A 21083-nucleotide genomic window follows, 5' to 3' on the forward strand; every position below is an offset into this window, starting at 1 on the left:
CATTATCGCAATGATCGGCACAGAAATCGGCAAAGAATCTTCCCGCTTCGCAGCGAACTGTTGCGAGAGAAATCTCTGATATCGAGACTCACACGATCTTCTCGTCAAGCTCACATTCTCTTGCAACGCCGTCGATCTCACGCGGTCATCGGCGACCTATCGGATGGCAACAATCATCGCACCGCAGAGGCTGATCTTGCTTCATCCCAGCGGTCGCAGGAACAGCACTAAATTGAACGCGAGCTTTTTACTCGTATATTGCGAGTGGGTGGACGGAATCCAGGAAAGACAGCACTTGAAGGGACAGCCTGTTGTGTCGGACGTCTCCCCGACGAGAAGGGAGATCGCCAGCTTCGGCGCAAGAGATGCCAAACGGAAATGGGAAACGAAAGATCGGGAAATCCTCCTCCCGGGAAGCCGCGATCCCTTGGAAGCCAAGGGGTGCAGGCCCCTAAGCGCCAACCCGCTCGCGCACCTGCAGCCGGCGCAAGGCTCGGCGTGGTGGAGGTGGACGGCAAACGTATCCCACGGCGGCGCAATGCCGATCCGCATCAGGATCCGCCCGATCTCGCCGCGGTGATAGCCGCCATGCGTGACGATATGTGTCAGCATTTCCTGGCGTGACATCATCGCCCTGTCGCCTTCGGTGAAGGTGAAAGGCACAGGCTCTGACATGAGCTTTGGCGAGACGGCTTCGATATAGTCGAGATACCAACGATCCATCGCAGCGACATCAGCGCTCAATTAATCGAGTGCCGGTGTGTCCTCGGTGTTGTCGGACGCATAGCCATGACGCGTGCCGGAAAGATGCGCGGCGAATATCTTCGATACGACGAGGTTGTGGTTGATGAGACGGGTCGCTGTGTGACGCTGATCGACATGCTCCTGCTGGTCGAGACCCGCAAGCTTCTCCAGCAATTCACCATTCGCCCAGGTTTGATAAACGTAGAGGCTGCGGAGCAAATCCAGCGCGTCCATGGTCTGTATCCTTTCCAAAAAATGTGAGTATGTTATCTATATTCTTGGCTGCTGGAGCAGACATGTCTACTCGCATTGCAAAGCCGCGCTCACGCATGCGCAAGCAGCCGCGCCAGGCGCGTTCGAGAGCGACGGTCGAGGCGCTCATCGAAGCCGGTGCTCATGTTCTGAGCGCGCTCGGCTGGGCCGGCTTCACCACCAACAAGGTGGCCGATGCGGCCGGCGTCAGCATCGGCTCGCTCTATCAATATTTTCCCGACAAGCTGTCGCTGGTCGAAGCAATTCGCCGGCGACATTTCGATCAGGTGCTGTCGGTGATCGCCGAATCAGCAGAAGGCGACAAGCCGCTCAAGCGATTCGCGCAGGAGCTGGTGCGCGGCATGATCGATGCGCACAGCATCCATCCGACGCTGCATCAGGTGCTGCTCGACGAGGCGCCGGGCGATCGCGGCTCACGCGCCGCCCATGCCTCGTTCCAATCGCGCTATCTCGATCACTACACGGCGGCGGTGGCGCAATATCGCAGGCGCAGAAAGGACAATGAGACCGTGGCCCGGGTGCTGTCCTCAGCGGTCGAGGGCGTCATCCACAATGCCGCGCGGCGAGACATGCTCGACGCGCCGGAACTGCAGAAGCAGTTGGTCGAGCTGATCTGCGCTTACGTATCTGGTGGGAAGGCGATGTGAGGCAGCGGCAGCAGTTCGGAGATTGGCGAAACCGGAGCGACATCAGATCTCCCCCTTGCAGGAGATGGCAGGTGCAACGGCGGTTCTTATCCGACCTTAGCGCAGGACGCGGCAGCGGCCGTTGTAGACCATCCAGCGGTCGAAGCCCGAGACGCAGAATTCGACATTGTCGCCGATCGAGGCAAAACCCTGGCCTTCCTCGATCAAGTACCAGATGGTGCGGGCGCGGCCGTCGGAAAGGCTGACGGTGGCGCCGCAATAGCGGCGGCCGATCGGCCATTCTTCGCTGGCCGGGAGATAGCGATGCTGGTGGATGCGTTGGAAATCGGTGATCGAAACATCCGGCAGATGCGGCACGTGATGCACCTGGTAGGAGAAGCGGCTGGAGATTTTGCTTAGCACCCAGGCCTCGCCGCAAACGCCGCTGTCCTCGTCGGAATAGACGGAAAGATCGGCGGCCTGCGCTGGCTGGCCAAAGGGTGCGGCCAGCGGCGTGCAAAGCGAAATCAGGGCAGCAACAGCGGATTTGGCAAAGCGAGTCATGGCAGCCTCTCAAAGGTCGACTGCGCCCACTTTGCGGATTCGGCGGCGCGCGGTCAAGCGGTCGCCCTGACGATGGTTTCCCGCTCCGCAACCGGTTTTGCCGGTGCGAAGCTGCGAAACCACGTCCTGACCTTCGAAAAAGCTCGCCTTGCCCATTAGGAAAAGCGGCCTGCCCATGGCCGGCGGGCCGCCGAAACCCGGTTCAGCCTTGCCAGGCTGCGATTGTACATGAAGCCATAATCCTGTTGGGCGTTGATGTCGGCGGCGCCGCCATTTTTAGCCGCCGCCTCATTCATCGCATCGACCGCCGCGCGGCTGTCGCAGGACACGGCCAGCATGACCTCGCTCGAGGTGGCCGGTGGGATGGGGCGATCGGTGAACTGACGCCATTTGGCATGGGTGAGCAGCATGACGTTGATCGTTTCGCTCAGCACCATGCAGGCTGCGGTGTCGTCGGTGAAGTGCGGGTTGTTGTCGAAACCGAGAGCTTTGTAGAAGGCCATCGACGCAGCGAGGTCGGCGACGGGCAAGTTGACGAAGATCATACGGGGCATAGGGTCTCCTTGACAGTACACAGTTGAAACCGGACCGGCGTTGCGCCGGACCATCCTCCGATGCCTTCTCTCAACGCACCGGTTTTGCTTTGCCGCGCAGCCTCTCGGTCTACGCCTTCTGCATCGCTTCGACCTCTTCGATGAAGCCGAGCAAAAACTGCATCTCGGCCACCGTGTATTTCTCCAGCAATGCGGCGCCTGCCTCGAAGATCGGATGGTAGCAGCGCCGGACGAGTTCCTCGGTCTTCTTGCCCGCCGCTGCCATGACCTTGCGCCTGTCATCGGGATCCGGCTGGCGGCTGACGAAGCCGCGCTTTTCCAGCCGGTCAATCAACGTCGTGACCGCCGCCGGCGTGAGATTTGTCTCCCTCGCTACGACGTTTGCCGGCCGCGGGCCGTGACTGATCGCGCCGAGACAGCGGCGCCCGGCAGCGCTCAGCACATAGATTTCGGCGACGGTCCCATCGAACGTTTCGACGGCATCCTGCCAGCGCGACATCGCGAAGCCTATCGCGTTGACCAGTTCCTCTTCTGTCGATCTTGGCATTCGATTCGAAATCTAATAATTAGATGTCTATCTATCTGATTTTGGGATTAGCGTCAACGCCGAGCCGATTAGATGTGCATCTCCATGGTTTCGGTTCGTTGAACACAGCTGAGCATTCGCGGATGGCGCCACCGTCAAAACCTCTAGCGACTTTGTGTCTTTGCCGCGGGCGTCGCCCGCTGCGAAGCGTCGCTACTCCCCGGCCAGCCATTCCAGCGACCAGTGCGCCGGCTTTTCGACCGCCAGCAATCTGTGCAGGACCGGCAGCACGATGCGCAGTTCGCGCTCCAGCGTGAAGGGCGGGTTGACCACCACCATGCCGCTGCCGTCGAGGCTTGGTTCACGCGATGCCGGCCGGATCTCGAACTCGATGTCGAGCAACTTTGGGACGCCGGATTGCTTGAGCGCCTTGCGGAAGGCGATGATCGCTTTGCGATCCTTGATCGGATACCACAGCGCGTAGATGCCACCCGGCCAGCGCCTGTGCGCTTTCTGCATGCCGTCGACCAGGCGGTCGAATTCGCCGGCTTCCTCGAACGGCGGATCGATCAGCACCAGGCCGCGCTTTTCCTTTGGCGGCAGATGCGCGCCAAGCGCCAGCCAGCCGTCGAGTTCGATCACCCTTGTCTGGAAATCGCCGGCAAACAGCGTCTTCAGCCTGGCGACATCTGCGCCGTGCAGTTCGATCGCCGACAACCGGTCCTGCTTTCGCATGAGGTGCCTGGCGATCAATGGCGAGCCCGGATATTTCTTCACCCCGCCATCGGGATTGAGCGAACGCACCGCTTCAAGATAGGGGGCAAGCAGCGCAGCCGCCGATTTTTCGATCGGGGCGTCGATGAGGCGGCCGATGCCGCCTTGCCATTCGCCGGTCTTTTGCGCTTCCGCCGACGAAAGATCGTAGCGGCCAAGGCCGGCATGAGTGTCGACGACACGGAACGCCTTGTCCTTCTGCTTCAGATAGTCGAGCAGAAGGCTGAGCACGACATGCTTGACGACGTCGGCGAAATTGCCGGCGTGATAGGCGTGACGGTAGTTCATGCCGCGCTCATGTCGAGGAGCCTCTGCCCCAACGCGGCGGTGGCGGCTTCGAGTTCGGGTTCTCCGGCCGGCGACCGCCGAAAGCCAGAGTAAGCAGGAAGCCGATCAGGCCGACGGCGATCAGCCCATAGCCAACCGGCCGTGCGCGTTGATCGATCTCACCGGCGCCGGAGCGCAGTATCAGATCCACTGCGCGTATCGGGATATCGTCGGCGTCGCCCGGGCCGGCGGTGAAGAGATAGGCGCCGGGACTGACGGTTTCGATCACGCCGGCCTCGTCGCGAAAGATCTTGTCGGGCAGTTGCGGGCTGACCTGGCGCGGATTGTCGGCGTGGTTGAATTGCAGCGTCGAGGCAAGCACCGTGCGCCCGGCTGTGGCGGCAGTCAGCGTCAGCACGGTGCGCTGCTGCGAGACAATGCGCTCGGCCTTTGCCGTCAGGTCGACCAGCACTCTGACCGGCGCGTCGCCAGCTTTCAGCGTCACCGTCACAGGCCTAAACCGTCCCTGGTCGTAGACGCGCCATGTGCCGATCTCGTGGCCGGAGAAATTGCTCATGGCCCAGGGATACACGAAGCCAATGGCGGCGCCGGCAAGCAGTATCAGGACAAACAGAAAGCGCATTGAGGAGATCCGGGTGTTCGACAGATTGCCAATAACGCCCTGAAGGCCAAAAAGCGATGGCTGACGCAGCGGAGCCACCTTTGTGGAGTCCGTTGGCGGCACGCAAGCCATGTGGCACTTATGGCGAATGAAGCCTTCCGCAGAAGCATTGACTCGTCTTTTCCAACCGATGCCGGTGGCTCATGCCCAATAGCACCGTGCTGATCACCGGTGCCCGCGCGCCGGTGGCGCTGCACCTGGCGCGGCTGCTGCATGGCGCCGGTTGCCGGGTGATCCTGGCCGACAGCCCGGCCCGGCCGATCGCCGCAGCGAGCACGGCCTGCGCCGCCTACCATCGCCTGCCGCCGCCGCGCTTTGCCGCCGACGCCTATGCCAAGGCGGTGGAAGCGCTTGTCCGCGCGGAAGGCATCGAACTCGTTATCCCGACCTGCGAGGAAGTCTTTTATCTCGGTCGTCTCTGGCAGCACCGCGCCATGCCGGCCCGCCTCTTCGCACCCGAGATGGCGATGCTCGCCCGCGTTCACGACAAGCATGCCTTCATCCGGCTGGCGCAGAGCCTTGGGCTCGACGTGCCGGAAACGATACTGCTGCAAAGCGAGGCCGATCTCGACGGCGTTCGTGGCCAATCGCGCGAATTGGTGTTCAAACCTGTGTGGTCACGTTTTGCCCGTGACGTACTGCTGCGGCCATCGCCGGACGAACTCGACGCCGTCCGCCCCTCGCCCGCCGCTCCTTGGGTGGCGCAGCGCTACATCGCCGGTGAAGAGATCAGCGCCTATGCGGTGGCGGTCGAGGGTGAACTCAAAGCGCTGGTGCTCTACAGTTCGCTCTATCGCGCCGGCATGGGCGCCGGCATCTGTTTCGAGCCAGTCGGGGATGCGGCTGCCCGGCGCTTCGTCGAAACCTTCGTCGCCGGCGCCGGCTGGACCGGCCAGATCTCCTTCGACCTGATGCGCGAGAATAACGGCACGGTGCTGCCACTGGAGTGCAATCCGCGCGCCGTGAGCGGCCTGCACTTCTTTCGCGATCCGCGGCGCTTCGCCGACGCGGTCCTGGAGGATGGCGCCGAGGTGAAGCCCGACGTGACGGCGCCGCAGACGGTGAGGCTTGCGATGTGGATCTACGGGATGCCGGCGGCACTGCGCTCCGGTGGTCTCGGCAGCTTTCGCCAGGCGATGCACGATGCCGATGAGCTGCTCGACTGGCCGGGCGACCCCGCGCCGAAGCGGGCGCAGTGGCGCACGCTGGCCGAGATCGCCGGCACAGCACTGCGCCAGCGCATCAGCCTTCAGGCTGCGTCGACGCGCGATATCGAGTGGAATGGGCCGGAGCAGGACTAGTCGAGTTGAAGCGGAACTTCCCGTTTTCAGCTGAGTGCGTAAGTCCTGCTAAGGTTGCCTAAACGGGATTAACTGGCTTTGCGGACAATTGCAGGCCAAGCGCCTTGGTTACGCCCAGCAATGTACTGAGGCGCGGATCGCCCTTTTCGCTCAGCGCCTTGTAGAGTGCCTCTCGGGTCACGCCGGCGTCCTTCGCTATGCTTGTCATGCCGCGGGCGCGCGCGACAATGCCGAGGGCGTGCGCAATATAAGTCGCGTCCCCGGTCTCGAACGCATCAGCGAGCAGTTCGGCTTGAGACTCAGCATCATCAAGATATTCGGCGGCGTCGAATGGTGTGGTTCTGAGGGTCATATCAAACTTCCTTTGCCATTTTCCTGGCTTTTCCGATGTCCCTGTCCTGCGAGCCTTTGTCACCGCCGCAGAGCAGGATAATGACCGTGTTGCCGCGCCGGACGAAGTACACGCGGTATCCCGGACCGTAATCTACGCGCAATTCTCCTATGCCATCGAAGAACTTGGCGTCTCCCGCCAGCCCAGCCTGAACGCGGACAATCCGTTGGGTGATCTTCTTTACGGCGCGAATGTCCGTGAGCCCTCTGAGCCATTTTCGGAATTCGTCAGTGGATCGAACTTCGATCATCCGTGAACTATAATTTACAGCAGAACTGGAATCAAGTGCCGTGAACTTTAGATTACAGCTCGATTTGGTGCACCCGCGGCTCTGCCGCCGCCGGTGGCATCTTGCCGTCGATGATCGCCGCTATGTCGCGGCGCAGGAAATCCAGCGGGCCGATCGCCGGCTGAACCTGCGGCGATATACGGGCGTTGTCGCTGGCCGATTTCAGCACACGGCGATCCTGCTGCAGGGCAAAGGCAAAGAGCGGCCGGAAAGCAAGCGCCTTGAGTTCGCCGAACAGGCCCTGTCGCGGGCCGATCAGCCAGCCGACGCCTTCGACGGTCCGTTCGTCCGCCTGACGCAAATGGAAAGTGGTCGCCAGCGCCAAGCCGCCCTTGCCCCAATATTCGAGTTCGACGATGCCGGGATGTCGGTAGCGGCCGATGGTCCTGGCGCGCTCGCCTTCCAGCAGCCGGCTGACCAGCCCCTGTTGGCGGTCCTCGCCGGTGTAGCAGCTTTCGACCCAGCCCTTGCCGCCGGTCACCTCGACGCGCACGAGATGGCGCTTTGCGGTCAGGCCGCGCAGCACACCCTTGTGGGTGAAGTGGGTGTGAGTGGCGTCGAGAATGTTCTCGGCGGCGTCGAGCACCGTCGATCGCGCCGAGCTTCGCACCCGCTTCACGACGACATCCTTGCCTTGCATGCAATGGAGATAGGGCTCGCCCTCAGGCGTGCCTGCCGAGACGAAGACGACGCCGTCGCGCTCGATCGCGCTGTAGCGGCGGATACGGTAATGCGGGACGTCGCCGACATGGCCGGGAATGGCGGTGCAGCGCCCTTCCCCATTGTAGCGCCAGCCATGATAGGGACATTCGATCTCGCCACCGACGACCTTGCCGGTCGAGAGTTCGACCAGGCGGTGAGCGCAGCGGTCGAAGAGGGCGGCAATGCCTTTCGCCGAGCGGAACAGCACCAGTGGCGCGCCGTCGAACAGGATGCGCTTCGGCTTGGCTTTGATGTCGGCAGACCGCATCACCGCCTGCCAATAGTCTTTGTCTTTCTGCTGCCGGGTGTCGCTCAAAGTTCAAATCTCCTGAGCAGGGGAATGCCAATCTCGCGAGCACAAATTCCATGATCCGCACCGCCATGCGTTGGCGGCGCGGCAGATGGGCAGCATAGACGGCGTTGTATTCCACCGTCGCCACGGCGCCGCGCAAGCGTTTGAAGGCGGCGGCACCGGCGCTCATGTTGAAGAACAGGCTGTGCGCCATCGCATGATCCTGCGCCAGCGCCATCATCATGCGGTAAAGGCCTTCGCTCACCGGGAGGCCGGTGTCGTAGCCGACGATGGGCTGCGTCAGTGTCCTGCCGTTCTGAGACAAAGCGGCGACGGCGACCAGTTCACCGCCGGGACGACGCAGGCCTGCCAGTTGCAGGATGCCGCGACGGTGCGTCTCGCCGATATAGCGGGCCGTGTAGTGCGGGTTGAGCGGCGTGTATTTGTCGAGATAGAGCATCCGGTAGAGCGCTTCGGCGCGCGCATAGTCGGCCTCGGTGAAGTCGCCATTGCCGACCTGCTCGAAAGGCGTCGTGGGCAGCCGCTTGCGGTCGCGCTTCATGTCGTTGGTCATGGCCGAACCGTCGCCTGCGAAGATGTAGATCTGCCGCGCCGCCAGCATTCGAAAACCCTCCGCCTTCAGCGCTGCGATTGTCGAGGGATCGGCGATCTCGTTCAGGGAGCGGATGAGAACAGCGCGATCGGGAAAACGCGCGGTGAGATCGTCGCGCATCGCCGCGACCGCGTTGCGATCGAGCAGCGGCACCGGATTGGTCGAATAGAGCCAGTTGTTGACCTGAACCTGATGGTCAAGGCCGCTCATCCTGACCAGCGGCGCGCACAGGCCGATCAGCATCCGCATCGTTTTTTGCAGCAAGGGCGAGGAGACGAAATTGCGGGTCTCGTCGATGGCATAGTCGATATAGGCGCTGGACGGGCAGCAGATGTAGCAGTTCGGCGCTTCGCTTCTGTCGTTCAGCGTCAGCGGAAAGGAGCGGCCGGCGATCTCGAAGGTTTCGACAGCCACTGTCAGATTACGCACGAGGTCGCGCACCGGCACCTCGTTGAAAAGCTGAACGAAGGCTTCGACCTCACGCGGGTTGTTTTCTACCCGGTTCGTCTGATCGAGTGGCAACATAGCGAGCCGGTTCATGATGCCGCTCCCAGGTGGCATTCGACCCGACGCAGTTTGCGGCCGGTCTCCAACGGCAGGTCCCTGCGAACAAGGCTGACCGAAGCTGTCGCCTGGCGCGCCGCCAGCAAATTGCGCACGGACTGATGGGCGGCGGTGGCGGCTTCGTCGGCAAGCCCGGGGGCCAGGCTGAGTTCGATTGCATCTTCAGCGGTCTGGACCAGGCGGAAATCGTCGATGCGCCGGTCGGCCTTGAGCACCGCATTGCGTAGTATGTCGGGCGTGACGAGGAGCTGCCCGTGCGGCGAGGCGAGCCGGAAAGCGTCGTCCATGCGGCCGACGATCTCGTTCAGCGTGCGCAGCGGCGAGCCGCAGCGGCATGGCTTTTCGGACAGCCGCAGCAAGTCGTTCATCCGGTAGCGCGCCATGATCTGGGTCCGGCGGCGAAAGGCGGTGATCAGCGGCATGACCAGGCCGTCGCCGGCCGGTTCGAACTCGAAGAACACCGAATCCTCGGCCAGATGCAGCCCGCCCTGGCGGCAGGTGACGGCGAACAGCCCTTCCGTCGCCATGTAGATCTGGTCGAGCTGACGACCAAAGAATGCCTGGATGACCGGCCGGTCAACCGGGTCGAGCGTTTCGGCGGCGCTGAAGACACGCTGCGGCTTGAGCCTAAAGCCCTCGGCCGCGAAGTGCCGCAGCATCTTCGGCGGCGCGATGATCACCGTCGGCGCGAAATCTTCGAGAGCGCCGCGCCAGCTCTCCGGACCGCGCGTCAGATCGAAGAAGCGCAGGTCGATACGCCGCGATTTGCGCGCGCTATCGTAGAGCCCGGTGTTTTGCGGCAGGATCACCGCAACGCGCTGCCGGCGCCAGAGCAGATCGGGCACGGCTTTGGCCAGGATGGTGCCCAGCCAGCGGTATTTTTCCGCCTCGGAAATGACGAACAGGCCACGATTGCCCGACGTGCCGGTGCTGGAGCCGACAGTCAGCTCGCCAATGCGGCTATCGCCGGCCTGCGCCTTCCAGGCCTCGGCGGCCGAGACGCCATGAATGTTGAAGCGCTCGAAATTGCCCATCACCGTCGCCTTGTCGGTCACCGGCAGGTCGCCGAGAAGACGCGGCGCCTTGCCGTAGAACGGCGCGCGCGGCAGGTCGCGGTCGAGAAAGCGGCGCAAGGCTTGCGCCTGCCAGCGCTCGAAACTCTCGCGGCTTTTGCGCGAAACCCATTGCGTCAGCGCAAACGAGCGGATCGCTTCGGCCGGCCCGTTCACGCGCTCTCTCCGGCCACATCGTAGGCCGTCACCGCCGGATCATGACAAAGAACAACCTCGCCGCCGGTCGCCAGAAACCGACGCAACATTACGCTGGTCGGCTCGATCGCGGCGGCATCCTCGGCCAGCAGGGTTGCAGGCAGACCGGGAGTTCGGTTTTCCACCAATGCTCTGATCAGCCATTGCGCATCGACGGCGTAGAGCAGCGGCCGCTCCAGATTGGGGAACAAAAGGCCGAACTGGCCATCGGCATGGCCGGGCAGATCGACTGCGACGACGCTGCCGTCGCCGAACAGATCGGCGCCGCCTGGCACGCCGCAGCGAGGTTCGACCTGCCGCTTCGACGACAGCCCGTCGAGTCGGGCCTCGAAGTCAGACGGGAACAGTTCCTTGAAGACGCCATGGCGCAGATTCTGCCGGGAAGTCTTGGCCTTCGCCCGCGCCCAGGCGGTGTCATTGGCGATAAGCCGAGCGTTGGGAAACAGCGACAGGCCCGACATGTGGTCGGCATGGAAATGCGTGACAATGACGGTGCGCACGTCCTGCGGCGAGAGGCCGAAGCGCGCCAGTACCGCGAGCGGCTGCTCGGCTTCGTTGAGCTGGGGCCGGAGGATCGCACTGTAAAGACGCAGCGCCGTGCTGCGCCCACTGCCTTGTGTCACATGCGGCGTGTAGCCGGTATCGATCAGGACGGGGCCGGCTCGCGGATGCATGATCAGGCCGTAGCGGACACGTAGCCTGACCTTCGCCCAGCTGCCGCCGCGCAGGATCAGGCGCTCGGCTGCGCTGACAGAGGCGCTGTTGGCGAAGACGATCTTCACGCTGCCCTCCTGCTTTCCATCGCCTTGCCGAATGTGCGATCGAGCCCTTCCTCGAACGACACTTTCGGCGCCCAGCCGAGGATGCGGCCTGCCTTGGAAAGATCGAGGCTCTGCGCATAGGCGAACAGGCCAAGACCGTAGCGCGTCACCGGCGGTTCCGGGCGGCCGGGCAATATATTCGCTACCGCCTCCGCTATCCCGGCCGCCAGCATGGCGGGCCAGAGCGGCATTCTGCGCCAGCGCGGCTGCACGCCGGCGCGGGCGCAGGCCGCCTCGGCAATGCGGCGGACCGGCACCACTTCGCCGCCGGAGATGTTGAATATCTGTCCCTCGGCAGCGCTCCCGGCGGACAGCGCGGCAAGCACCGCATCGACGACATCCTCTATATAAGTGAGATCGATGCGCGCCTTGCCGTCGCGAAACAGCGGCAGCGGGCGCTGCCGTGCCACCTGCAGCAGACGCGGCAGCAGCGTGCGATCGCCGGGACCGTAGAGGCCGCGCGGCCGCAGCACCACCGGGCTGATCTCAGGCGCCGCCAGCACGATCTCCTCGGCCTGCCGCTTGGTGCGGGCATAGTGATTGACCGGAGGGGGCAAGGCCGCATTCTCGGAAACTCCGAGCTGGTCGCGATAGGCGAAACAGACCGTCGGGCTGGAGATATGGACGAAGCGGCGCACGCCTTGCCCGCGCGCGAAATCGCTGAGGTTGCGGGTAGCTGTGACATTTGCCGTCTGGAAATCCGCCAACCTGCCGAAGGGCGCGGAAAGTGCCGCGCAGTGGATGATCGCATCGACTCCGTAGAGAGCGCGCGCGGCAGCTGCATCGAACGGTTGAGACAAATCGAGCCGAACGACCCGATGACCAGCGGCTTCGAGCGCCGCGCAGCGTTTGGCGTCCCTGCCAAGACCCAGCGCCGGTGTACCCAGTGCAGCCAGCCGCGCCATGACATGCGCGCCGAGGAAGCCGCTGGCGCCGGTGACGAGGACGCGTCCCACGGTCATGCTTCCAGCGCCATGCCGCCGAACGACACGCCGGCCGAGGTGCCGAGGAACAGCACTTTGGCGCCGGGCACAATGCGTTGTTCGCGGCGCGCGACGTCGAGCGCAAAGGGGATGGAAGCGGCGATCTGATTGCCGTAGCGCGCCGCGATGTCGACGAGCTTTTCCCTGGCGAAGCCGGTCTGGCGCGCCATGTGGGCGAGCGCCAAAGGGCTCGCCTGATGCGGCACGACGAGGTCAACATCGTCGTGCCGCCAGCCGGCGCGATCGAGCAACTCCGCTACAAAGCCGTTGAAATGGCGTGACGTGACGCGAAACAGTTCCTTACCCTCCATGTGGAACAGGCTGTGGCGGGCAAATTCCTCAGGCTCACGATGAAAGTCGAACCGGGTGCCGCCGGAGCCGATGCTGCAGGCCTCATAGGCGGAAGGGTAGGTGCGCATCAGGTTGGCCGCGACTCGACCCTCGGCAGGGGCTGCCTGTTGCAGCACGGCGGCCGCCGCGCCATCGCCGAAGAGGGCAGCAATTTCCGGCTGGTCCCGCCACGGCAGCGCGCGCGAGGCGATTTCAGACGAGAACACCAGCGCCGTCCGGCATTGCCCGGCCTCGATCAGGCGCGACGCGGTCTCGAAGGCTGTGAGGAAGCCGAGGCAGGTGCTGTTGACGTCGAAAGCGGCCGCCGACCCATCGGCAAGGCCGAGGCGCTGCATGACCAGCGGCGCCGTCGACGGCAACGGCTGGTAAGGCACGCCGCAACCGCCGATGACCAGATCGACACTGCCTGTCTCAAGTTCGGCATCGGCAAGCGCCAGACGGGCTGCGGCACAAGCAAGGTCGACCTGCGATTCGGCGTCGCAGACATAGCGTTCGATGACGCCGGTCGCGGCCTCGAAATGTCCATCGCCAAACCCCAGCCGCGCATCGAGGGCGCGCGACGTCACGCATCGAGCCGGCACGGCCCGCCCGGTTCCGATGATCCTGATCCGCATTCTCAGCCCGCCCAATGAGCCTGCATCCAGTCAATCCATAAAACGGATCCAATGTGATGGCCATCATCAAGACGAATGCGTGGGAACTATGGAGCCTTCAGTGGATTGCGGGTAGAATCTCTCGCAAGTATAAAGACCCGTACGGGGGCGATTATGGCCAGATCTTTTTTCCGCTTTATTTCTTCAATTTTTGGCGCGTCCGACGCCAGACAGGAAGGAAAAGCCGAGGCCAACAGAGCCAATACAGGGGGCTTGATCAGAGCCGAATGGCCCCATGACTATCAGTTCCTCTTTATCGAACCACCTGCGAACGAAGTCGCGGAAGCGTTGGACGGCTGGAAGTGGATCGGACTGGATGGCCTTGAACCAGCTGCGGTGTCAGCTTTCGGCGACATATTTTTCCGTGCCGGCGACGGGTCCGTTCGTCATCTCGATATGCTCGACGGGAAATTGACCAGAATTGCGGGTCATTGGGCGGAATTTCAGGCCGACTTGCAGAATGAAGCGCGCCGCGACGAGTTGCTGCTGGCGGGCCTTGTCGTTGCCGCCCGAAAGAACCGACTGATTCCGGCAGCCGGCCAATGCTATGATTTCAAGAAGCCGCCGGTGCTTGGCGGCGAAATGAGTCTGCGAGAGATGGAAACGACGTTTTTCGTTGTGAAGGTGCATATCGCCGGCCAAATCCATCGGCAGGTGAAAGATCTCCCGCAGGGCGCGAAGATAAACAAGGTTACGATCAGCGACCGATAACGCGACTTACGCCTTGCGCTCCCAGCGACGGTCGGGCGTCTGCTGCCAGTAGGTGACAGCGTGGCCCGCTTCTTTCAACACCTTCCAATGCGTCCGCGCCCCTTCGACCTGGGCCGCGTCATGGCCGTCGAACAGGAACACGGCGCGTTCGTAGCCGGCGAGATCGGCGGGTGCGGCGCCATCGACGAGGAAGCGTATCTGCGCCTGGTTGGGGTTGGCGTCGCTCGTGGTGAGCAGGATTGGCTGTTCGGCCGGATGGGCTTCACGGTCGGTCGCGTGCGCGAGGAACGAATCGTCCCTGAATGTCCACAGATGCAGGTCGAGCGCATCGCGCCGCTCCTCGGTCCCTGTCTGCACCACGGCGCGCCAGCCGCGATCGACGCTGCGCTCGAGCAGGCCGGGAAGCGCATCCTCCAGCGTCGATTCGGTCAGGTGGTAGAACAGGACATCGGCCATTCCCTGCCTTATCCCTCGTAATTGTCGCGCACCAGCCGGTCGAGCAGCCTGACGCCGAAACCCGAGCCCCAGGACTGGTTGATCTCGCTCGGCGGAGAGCCCATCGCGGTGCCGGCGATGTCGAGATGCGCCCACGGCGTTTCCTTGACGAAGCGCTGCAGGAACTGCGCGGCGATGATGGCGCCGCCATAGCGGCCGCCGATGTTCTTCATGTCGGCGTTCTTGGAATCGATCAGCTTGTCGTATTCGGGCCCAAGCGGCATGCGCCAGAGCCGCTCCTGCGTCGCCTGGCCGGCCGCCGTCAACCTGTCCGAAAGTTCGTCATTGTTGGAGAACAGGCCGGCATAATGCTGGCCGAGCGCGACCATGATGGCGCCGGTCAGCGTCGCCAGATTGACCATGAATTTCGGCTGGAAGCGGTCGTTGCAATACCACAGCGCGTCGGCCAGAACGAGGCGTCCTTCGGCGTCGGTGTTGAGCACCTCGATGGTCTGACCCGACATCGAGGTGACGATGTCGCCGGGGCGCTGGGCATGGCCGTCGACGGCATTTTCCACCAGCCCGACGATGCCGACGACATTGGCCTTGGCCTTTCGCGCGGCCAGCGCCTGGATGAGCCCGATGACGGCCGCGGCACCGCCCATGTCGCCCTTCATGTCTTCCATGCCGGAGGCCGGCTTCATAGAATTGCCGCCGGTGTCGAAGGTGACGCCCTTGCCAACGAAGGCGACCGGTGCGTCCTTGGCCTTGCCGCCCTTCCATTGCATGACAGCCATCCGGGCGCCGCGCGGCGAACCCTGCGCGACACCGAGGAGCGAGCCCATGCCGAGCTTCTTCATTTCCTTCTCGGTGAGGATCTCGACCTCGACGCCGAGCGCTTCCAGTTCCTTGGCGCGGGCGGCGAATTCGATCGGGCCGAGCGTATTGGCCGGTTCGTTGACAAGGTCGCGCGCCAGAAGCACGCCGTCGATGACCGCAACCTCGTCGGCGAAGGCCTTTTTCGCCGCGGCAGGATCGGCGGTGTGGATGGTCACCTTGACCGGTTTCTTCGGCTCGGCATCGTCCTTGTCTTTCCTGGTCTTGTATTTGTCGAAGGAGTAGCTGCGAAGAATGATGCCGGCGGCAAGGTTCGCCGCTTGCCTGCCGCCAATCTTTGCGCCCGGCACATCGAGGATGACGGCCACCTCCGCTGCCTTGCGCAGGGACGCGGCGATGGTGCCGCCAAGCTTCAGCCAGGCAAAGTCATCGAGGCCGGCGACCTTGCCGGCGCCGACCGCCACCAGTCGGTCGAGCGATGTTCCCTGCGGCGCCAGCACTTCGACGACACCGGCGAATTTTCCGGAAAACTCCGCCACCGGAAACGCCCGCGCCAGCGTTCCTGAGGGGTCGCAGGCCTTTGCCGGTTCGCCAAGACCACCATCGTCGGCCGCCAGCACGAAGATGCTGCCCTTTTTGGGTGCGGCAAATTTGGCGAAGGCGATCAATGGTCTCAAAGTCATCAGGTCCTGCTTTCGGGAACGGCTCAGATTTTCAGGAAAAATGCATTCTCAGGGAAGATGCGCGACATTTGGTCGTTTTCCTTGATTTGGCAAGACTTTGCCGGAATCAGGGCTCATATGCGCAGCGGAATCGATAACGATTCGTCGCGGCACGGCCCCGCTTTCCTGCCGCAACCTGTTGTTAACCATCGATGTTCTCCCTTTCTTATCCATTGCCGCCGACACTCCGGCCTGCGGGATGGGCGATGGAGAATCGGATCGAACCGCCTGAAAGAAATGGCCAAACGCACCCAGTTGTACAGCCGCAGCCGGACGACTACCTTGTCGGCGGGCATGATGCCGTTCGGCAAATCGAGAAAAGCCTTACATGAAGGTCGTTGAACGCTACATCATGCGTCGCGCACTGGCGGTGTTTCTCGCTGCGCTGATCTGGACGCTGGCCATTGTCTGGACGACGCAGGTGCTTGCCCGCATCGACCTGGTCACCGATAGTGGCCAATCGGCGCTGACTTTTTTCGAGGTCGCGGGCCTCATCATCCCCACCATCATCCCGATCGTGGTGCCATTCGCCCTGGTGGTGGCGGTGGCCCAGACGCTCAGCGTCATGAACTCCGATTCGGAATTGGCCGTCATCAACGCCGCCGGCGCCTCGCGCTGGACGATTGTGCGGCCGGTCCTGCTGATCGCGCTGGCGGCCAGCGTCTTTTCCTTCGCGGTCGACAATGGCGTCGAACCCTATGCCAGGCAGAAGAACCGCCAGCTGATCGCATCCTCGCGCGCCGATCTCTTGTCGCTGATCATCCAGGAAGGCACGTTCCGCAAGATCGACGACGGGCTGTTCCTGCAGATAGGCGAGCGGCTGCCGGACAACCGGCTCGGCGGCATCTTCGTGGCCGATTCGCGCGAGGAAGGCGCCAATCTGATCTATTATGCCAAGAGCGGCAGCGTCGTCGAAAAGGGTGATGAGAAGGTGCTGATGATGAATGACGGCGTCATTCATCGCAAGACGCTGACCGGCGATCTGTCGGTCATCCGCTTCACGTCCTACGCCTTCGACCTTTCCGCCTTCATGTCGGCGGCGAACGATATCATGCTCCTGCCCAAGGACCGAACGACGCAATACCTGCTCAACCCGGATCCGAACGACAAGATCTTCCAGCGCAGGCCCGGCGCCTACAAGGCCGAGCTCGACCAGCGCTTTTCCGAATGGTCCTATTCGCTGGTGTTCGCGCTGATCGCGCTGGCGGTCGCAGGCGATGCGCGCTCACACCGCGAGGCGCGCATCCACCCGCTGATCACAGCCATCGCCATTGCGCTGTTCGTGCGCTGGCTGGGCTTCTTTGCCGCCGGCAAGGCGGACAAGATCCCGCAATACGCCTATATGGTCTATGGCGTGCCGGTCATCGCCTCGGCGGTCGCCATCTGGTTCATCGTCACCTCGCGAAGCATGGAACTGCCCGGCAGCTGGGCCGACTGGATGACGAATTTCGCCGGCCGCGTCAGCGATGGCTGGACGGCGCTCAAGCTGCGCCTCAATCGGCGCTACACATCCGGCCAGGGAGCCTGACGATGGGCTGGACCCTGGGCCGCTACTTCTTCTTTCGCTACGTGTCGATCACGATCTGGTTCTTCATCGGCCTTCTGGCGCTGGTGTTCCTGATCGACTTCACCGAGCTGTCCGGCCGCATCACCGGCCTGCCGGGCTTCACCTACGGCACGGCGGTCGCCATCTCGGCGCTGAGGATGCCGATGATCATGCTGCAGACGGTGCCGTTCGTCGGCCTGTTCTCGGCGATGGCGACGCTGGTCTCGCTCAACCGAAAATACGAGCTGGTGATTGCGCGCTCGGCCGGAGTGTCGGCCTGGCAGTTTCTGTTGCCCTGCTGCATCGGTGCGCTGTTATTCGGCATATTGTCGGTCAGCGTGCTCAATCCGATCGCCGCGCATGGCTTCTCATGGTCGGAGCAGATGGAAAACCAGCTGCGATCCGGCAATTCGAACGCGGTGGCGGCCGATGCCACGCCGTGGATCCGCCAGAAAACCAACTCCGGCGATACCATCATCGGCGCCCGCGCCATCCTGAACCAGGGCCTGGAAATGGCCGACACCGTGTTCTTCGTCCTCGATCCGCAGGGCAATATCGTCGAGCGCAAGGACGCGGCCCGGGCCTTTCTGCGCGACGGCTACTGGGAATTGCAGGACGTCAAGGTGTTCAAGGACGGCAACATCCGTTCCGAAACGACCGACCAGTTGCCGACCAACCTCAAGCCGGAATTCGTGCAGGAACGGCTGGCGCGCCCCGAAACCATCCCGTTTTACGACCTTCCCGGCAAGATTGAGGTTGCCCGCTCCTTCGGCCTCAAGGCAAATGCCTTCGCCATGCAGTTCGATTCGCTGGTGGCGTTACCGTTCCTGCTTGTGGCCATGACGCTGATTGCGGCAACAGTTTCAATGCGATTTGCGAGGATGGGGCAGTCGGCAACGATGATTCTGGGTGGCGTCCTCGCCGGCTTTCTGCTTTATGTCGTTTCGGTATTGGTCAAGGCATTCGGCGTTGCGGGATTCGTGCCCACAGCCGTGGCTGCATGGGTTCCGGTTGTCGTGGCTATGTTCTTTGGGGTGACATTCCTGCTATACAAGGAAGACGGCTAGTGAGGGAGGCGGCTTTGCGCAGCCATAGGCAGGCCGGTTTGGCGCGCCTCTATTCGGCGAGCGCCTTGGCATGCCTGCTCGCCTGCGGCGTGCTGACGGCCCCTGCGCTGGCGCAGGACGTTACCGACGTGGCAACGAAGGTTCCCTCCGGCTCCCAGATGCTGCTGGCGGCCGACACGCTCGTCTATAACAACGACAACCAGACGGTCACCGCCATCGGCGGCGTCCAGATCGACTATGGCGGCAACAAGCTCGTCGCCCAGCGCGTCGTCTATGATCGAAACACCAAGCGGCTGGTTGCCAGCGGCAATGTCGAGATCGTCAACAGCGACGGCACCAAGATCAACTCGCAGCATATCGACATTACCGACGATTTCGCTGACGGTTTCGTTAATGCGCTGCGCGTCGAAACGCCCGAAAAAGCCTATTTCGCCGCCGAAAGCGCCGAGCGCATGGGCGGCGTGCTGACAACGTTCCACAACGGCGTCTATACGGCCTGCGAGCCTTGCGAAGACAAGCCGGACAAGGCGCCGACCTGGCGGATCAAAGCCAGGAAGATCATTTGGAACGGCGAAAAGAAGACGGTTCGCTTCGAGAACGCGAATTTCGAATTCTTCGGCTTCCCGCTGGCTTATCTGCCGGCGTTCGAGATCGCCGACCCTACGGTCAAGCGCAAAAGCGGCTTCCTGATCCCCAGCATCGGCTACAACAACCGTCTCGGCGTCGGCGTCAAAGTCCCCTACTATTTTGCCCTGTCGCCGACCTATGACCTCACCGTTACCGGCAGCGGCTACACCAAGCAGGGTTTCCTCGGCGAGGCCGAGTGGCGCCAGCGCTTCAACAATGGCCAATACACGCTGAAGCTTGCCGGAATCAACCAGCAGGACCCTGGCGCTTTCCGTGATTTCGCGGCTTTCCCCGGCGGCTACAATGTCAATTCGGGGCCAGCAGGCGATCCGAACAAATTCCGCGGGATGATGGGCACCAAAGGCCAGTTCGCCATCAATCCGCGCTGGGACTTCGGCTGGGATATCCTGCTTCAGACCGACAAGAATTTTTCGCGTACCTACACGATCGAAGGCTACAACGACGCCGTGCATCAATCGTCGGTCTACCTGACCGGCCTAAACGACCGCAATTATTTCGATGTGCGCGCCATGCGCTTCCAGGTTCAGGAAAACACACCGGACGGCAACGTCGCATCGCGCAGCGACAAGCAGCCCTGGGTGTTGCCGTCGCTCGACTATGCCTACATCCCCGACATGTCGGTGGCCGGCGGCCAGCTGTCGTTCAACGTCAATGCACGAGTCATTCGCCGCGACGATCTCGATCAGGCCTATTTTACCCCCTACGTGCCGGGCTCCGGCGTCCAGCGCGTGCGCGGCATCGAGGGCGAATCCGGTCGCCTCACCGCCGAAGCCGAATGGAAGCGTACCTTCACCACGGACGGCGGATTGCAGTTGACGCCCCTTCTGGCTCTGCAGGGCGACGTCGACTATCTCAACGCTTCTTCGGCTTCGCTGACTGCGGTAAACCAGATGGCAACGAATGTCGGTGCCGCCGACGACATGCGGTCTTCCTTCGCCCGTTACATGGCGACCGCCGGCCTTGAGATGCGCTGGCCGGTGCTGTTTTCGATGGCCGGCTCCAGCCATATCGTCGAGCCGATGGCGCAGGTCTTCATGCGCCCGAACGAGCAGTATGTCGGCGGGCTCGCCGTTCCCAACGAGGATGCACAGAGCTTCGTCTTCGATGCCACGACGCTGTTCGAGCGCGACAAGTTCTCCGGCTACGACCGCGTCGAAGGCGGCAGCCGCGCCAATGTCGGATTCCGCTATTCCGGCGCCTATGACAATGGCTGGGGCACCAATGCCATCTTCGGCCAATCCTACCAGCTGGGCGGCCGCAACTCCTTCAATTCGCCGGATCTGGTCAATGTCGGCGCCAATGTCGATGGCGCTGCTAATTCGGGCCTGGAGACTTCGACCTCCGACTATGTCGGCCTTGTCGGCTTCAGCAGCCCGAGCGGCTTCTCCGGTTCGCTCAGCGGCCGCTTCGACGAGCAGACCTTCGAAGTTCGCCGTGCCGAGGTGAAGGCCGCCTATTCCGGGCTGCCGGTTTCGCTGAGCGCCAAATACGCCTTCATCCAGGCGCAGCCGCTCTATGGTTTCACCACCGATCGCCACGAAGTCACGCTCGGCGCCTCGACGCACCTGGCCGAAAACTGGCGCGTCTTCGGCACCGGCACCTACGACCTGCAACAAAGCGTGCTGGTCAAGGACGGCGTCGGCTTTGCCTACAATGATTCCTGCTTCACCTACCTGATGACGTACTCGGAATCACGCGACATCAACACCAAGGAAGTGTCGCAGAATGTCGGCTTCAACCTGTCGTTCCGCACGCTCGGCGATTTCGGCTCGTCCCAAAGCTCGATCGACTCCATCCAGTAGAGCCGGCTGACGACATCGTTTTGCCGCATAAAGCGGGCACGGATTTCGCCAATATCGGGCTGGAATCGGCCAAAACC

The 21083-nt window shown here is 62.7% G+C and carries 22 protein-coding genes; 6 read left to right on the top strand and 16 right to left on the bottom strand.

What is annotated here, in order from left to right; translation table 11 throughout:
• Positions 1 to 201: 201 nt before the first annotated feature.
• Positions 202 to 744, bottom strand: coding sequence for a DinB family protein (locus tag X756_RS1000000170610; protein ID WP_348529833.1), 543 nt, complete (start codon positions 742 to 744; stop codon positions 202 to 204).
• The gene (locus X756_RS1000000170615) at positions 745 to 978 is read right to left on the bottom strand and encodes a hypothetical protein (RefSeq protein WP_348528141.1); all 234 of its coding nucleotides are present in this window, start codon (positions 976 to 978) and stop codon (positions 745 to 747) included. It abuts the gene before it with no gap.
• Between the two features lie 62 nt (positions 979 to 1040).
• Here X756_RS1000000170615 and X756_RS141740 point away from each other — a divergent pair, with 62 nt between their 5' ends.
• Positions 1041 to 1664 (top strand): TetR family transcriptional regulator, encoded by a 624-nt coding sequence (locus X756_RS141740; RefSeq protein WP_031193538.1) that lies wholly within the window; start codon positions 1041 to 1043, stop codon positions 1662 to 1664.
• Positions 1665 to 1760: 96 nt separating this feature from the next.
• Here the strand turns inward: X756_RS141740 and X756_RS141735 are convergent, their stop codons facing one another.
• From X756_RS141735 to X756_RS141715, 5 genes are all read right to left on the bottom strand, one after another.
• Positions 1761 to 2207 carry a hypothetical protein gene (locus tag X756_RS141735; RefSeq protein ID WP_023711921.1) on the bottom strand — a complete coding sequence of 149 codons (447 nt, stop codon included), beginning with the start codon at positions 2205 to 2207 and terminating at the stop codon, positions 1761 to 1763.
• Between the two features lie 155 nt (positions 2208 to 2362).
• Positions 2363 to 2761, bottom strand: a complete 399-nt coding sequence (locus tag X756_RS141730; RefSeq protein ID WP_023731121.1) for a glyoxalase — start codon at positions 2759 to 2761, stop codon at positions 2363 to 2365.
• A gap of 109 nt (positions 2762 to 2870) precedes the next feature.
• Entirely contained in the window at positions 2871 to 3308 is a 438-nt protein-coding gene (locus tag X756_RS141725; protein WP_023731122.1) for a MarR family transcriptional regulator, read from the bottom strand.
• Positions 3309 to 3500: 192 nt separating this feature from the next.
• Positions 3501 to 4349 (bottom strand): 23S rRNA (adenine(2030)-N(6))-methyltransferase RlmJ, encoded by an 849-nt coding sequence (locus X756_RS141720; protein ID WP_023731123.1) that lies wholly within the window; start codon positions 4347 to 4349, stop codon positions 3501 to 3503.
• 7 nt (positions 4350 to 4356) lie between these two features.
• Positions 4357 to 4971, bottom strand: coding sequence for a hypothetical protein (locus tag X756_RS141715; protein WP_023731124.1), 615 nt, complete (start codon positions 4969 to 4971; stop codon positions 4357 to 4359).
• A 182-nt stretch (positions 4972 to 5153) separates the two neighbouring features.
• Here X756_RS141715 and X756_RS141710 point away from each other — a divergent pair, with 182 nt between their 5' ends.
• On the top strand, positions 5154 to 6311 hold the full coding sequence (locus X756_RS141710) for a hypothetical protein (RefSeq protein ID WP_031239293.1): 1158 nt from the start codon (positions 5154 to 5156) through the stop codon (positions 6309 to 6311).
• A gap of 58 nt (positions 6312 to 6369) precedes the next feature.
• On the opposite strand, the gene X756_RS141705 is transcribed toward X756_RS141710, so the two are convergent.
• The 7 genes from X756_RS141705 to X756_RS141680 all read right to left on the bottom strand — a co-directional run bounded on the left by X756_RS141705 (position 6370) and on the right by X756_RS141680 (position 13151).
• On the bottom strand, positions 6370 to 6663 hold the full coding sequence (locus X756_RS141705) for an addiction module antidote protein (protein WP_023672747.1): 294 nt from the start codon (positions 6661 to 6663) through the stop codon (positions 6370 to 6372).
• A gap of 1 nt (position 6664) precedes the next feature.
• Positions 6665 to 6952 carry a type II toxin-antitoxin system RelE/ParE family toxin gene (locus X756_RS141700; protein WP_023727340.1) on the bottom strand — a complete coding sequence of 96 codons (288 nt, stop codon included), beginning with the start codon at positions 6950 to 6952 and terminating at the stop codon, positions 6665 to 6667.
• 52 nt (positions 6953 to 7004) lie between these two features.
• On the bottom strand, positions 7005 to 8009 hold the full coding sequence (locus X756_RS141695; protein WP_023731126.1) for a Rieske (2Fe-2S) protein: 1005 nt from the start codon (positions 8007 to 8009) through the stop codon (positions 7005 to 7007).
• 1125 nt (positions 8010 to 9134) lie between these two features.
• The gene (locus tag X756_RS141690; protein WP_023731127.1) at positions 9135 to 10391 is read right to left on the bottom strand and encodes a F390 synthetase-related protein; all 1257 of its coding nucleotides are present in this window, start codon (positions 10389 to 10391) and stop codon (positions 9135 to 9137) included.
• Positions 10388 to 11212, bottom strand: a complete 825-nt coding sequence (locus tag X756_RS05520) for an MBL fold metallo-hydrolase (protein WP_023731128.1) — start codon at positions 11210 to 11212, stop codon at positions 10388 to 10390. Before X756_RS05520 ends, X756_RS141690 begins: the two co-directional genes overlap by 4 nt.
• The gene (locus X756_RS141685) at positions 11209 to 12213 is read right to left on the bottom strand and encodes an NAD(P)-dependent oxidoreductase (protein WP_031239295.1); all 1005 of its coding nucleotides are present in this window, start codon (positions 12211 to 12213) and stop codon (positions 11209 to 11211) included. The genes X756_RS05520 and X756_RS141685 overlap by 4 nt, the downstream gene beginning before the upstream one ends.
• Complete coding sequence (locus X756_RS141680) at positions 12210 to 13151, bottom strand: 3-oxoacyl-[acyl-carrier-protein] synthase III C-terminal domain-containing protein (RefSeq protein ID WP_245264571.1); 942 nt, start codon at positions 13149 to 13151, stop codon at positions 12210 to 12212. The genes X756_RS141685 and X756_RS141680 overlap by 4 nt, the downstream gene beginning before the upstream one ends.
• 201 nt (positions 13152 to 13352) lie before the next feature.
• On the opposite strand from X756_RS141680, the gene X756_RS141675 reads away from it, so the two are divergent.
• Positions 13353 to 13949, top strand: coding sequence for a T6SS immunity protein Tdi1 domain-containing protein (locus X756_RS141675; RefSeq protein ID WP_023693959.1), 597 nt, complete (start codon positions 13353 to 13355; stop codon positions 13947 to 13949).
• A gap of 6 nt (positions 13950 to 13955) precedes the next feature.
• Here the strand turns inward: X756_RS141675 and X756_RS141670 are convergent, their stop codons facing one another.
• Both X756_RS141670 and X756_RS141665 read right to left on the bottom strand, forming a co-directional pair.
• A complete protein-coding gene (locus X756_RS141670) occupies positions 13956 to 14405 on the bottom strand; it encodes a DNA polymerase III subunit chi (protein WP_023672739.1) in 450 nt (149 codons plus the stop codon).
• 8 nt (positions 14406 to 14413) lie between these two features.
• Positions 14414 to 15904, bottom strand: a complete 1491-nt coding sequence (locus X756_RS141665) for a leucyl aminopeptidase (protein ID WP_023731131.1) — start codon at positions 15902 to 15904, stop codon at positions 14414 to 14416.
• Between the two features lie 367 nt (positions 15905 to 16271).
• Here X756_RS141665 and lptF point away from each other — a divergent pair, with 367 nt between their 5' ends.
• Genes lptF through X756_RS141650 form a run of 3 tightly spaced genes read left to right on the top strand, consistent with a single transcriptional unit; the run spans position 16272 to position 21006 of the window.
• Entirely contained in the window at positions 16272 to 17471 is a 1200-nt protein-coding gene (lptF, locus tag X756_RS141660; protein WP_023672737.1) for an LPS export ABC transporter permease LptF, read from the top strand.
• A 2-nt stretch (positions 17472 to 17473) separates the two neighbouring features.
• Complete coding sequence (gene lptG / locus X756_RS141655; RefSeq protein WP_023731132.1) at positions 17474 to 18556, top strand: LPS export ABC transporter permease LptG; 1083 nt, start codon at positions 17474 to 17476, stop codon at positions 18554 to 18556.
• Positions 18556 to 21006 (top strand): LPS-assembly protein LptD, encoded by a 2451-nt coding sequence (locus X756_RS141650; RefSeq protein WP_023685694.1) that lies wholly within the window; start codon positions 18556 to 18558, stop codon positions 21004 to 21006. Before lptG ends, X756_RS141650 begins: the two co-directional genes overlap by 1 nt.
• The last annotated feature ends 77 nt before the right edge of the window (positions 21007 to 21083 follow it).

This window comes from Mesorhizobium sp. LNJC405B00 (assembly GCF_000502615.1).
In the GTDB taxonomy this organism is placed as follows: Bacteria; Pseudomonadota; Alphaproteobacteria; order Rhizobiales; family Rhizobiaceae; genus Mesorhizobium.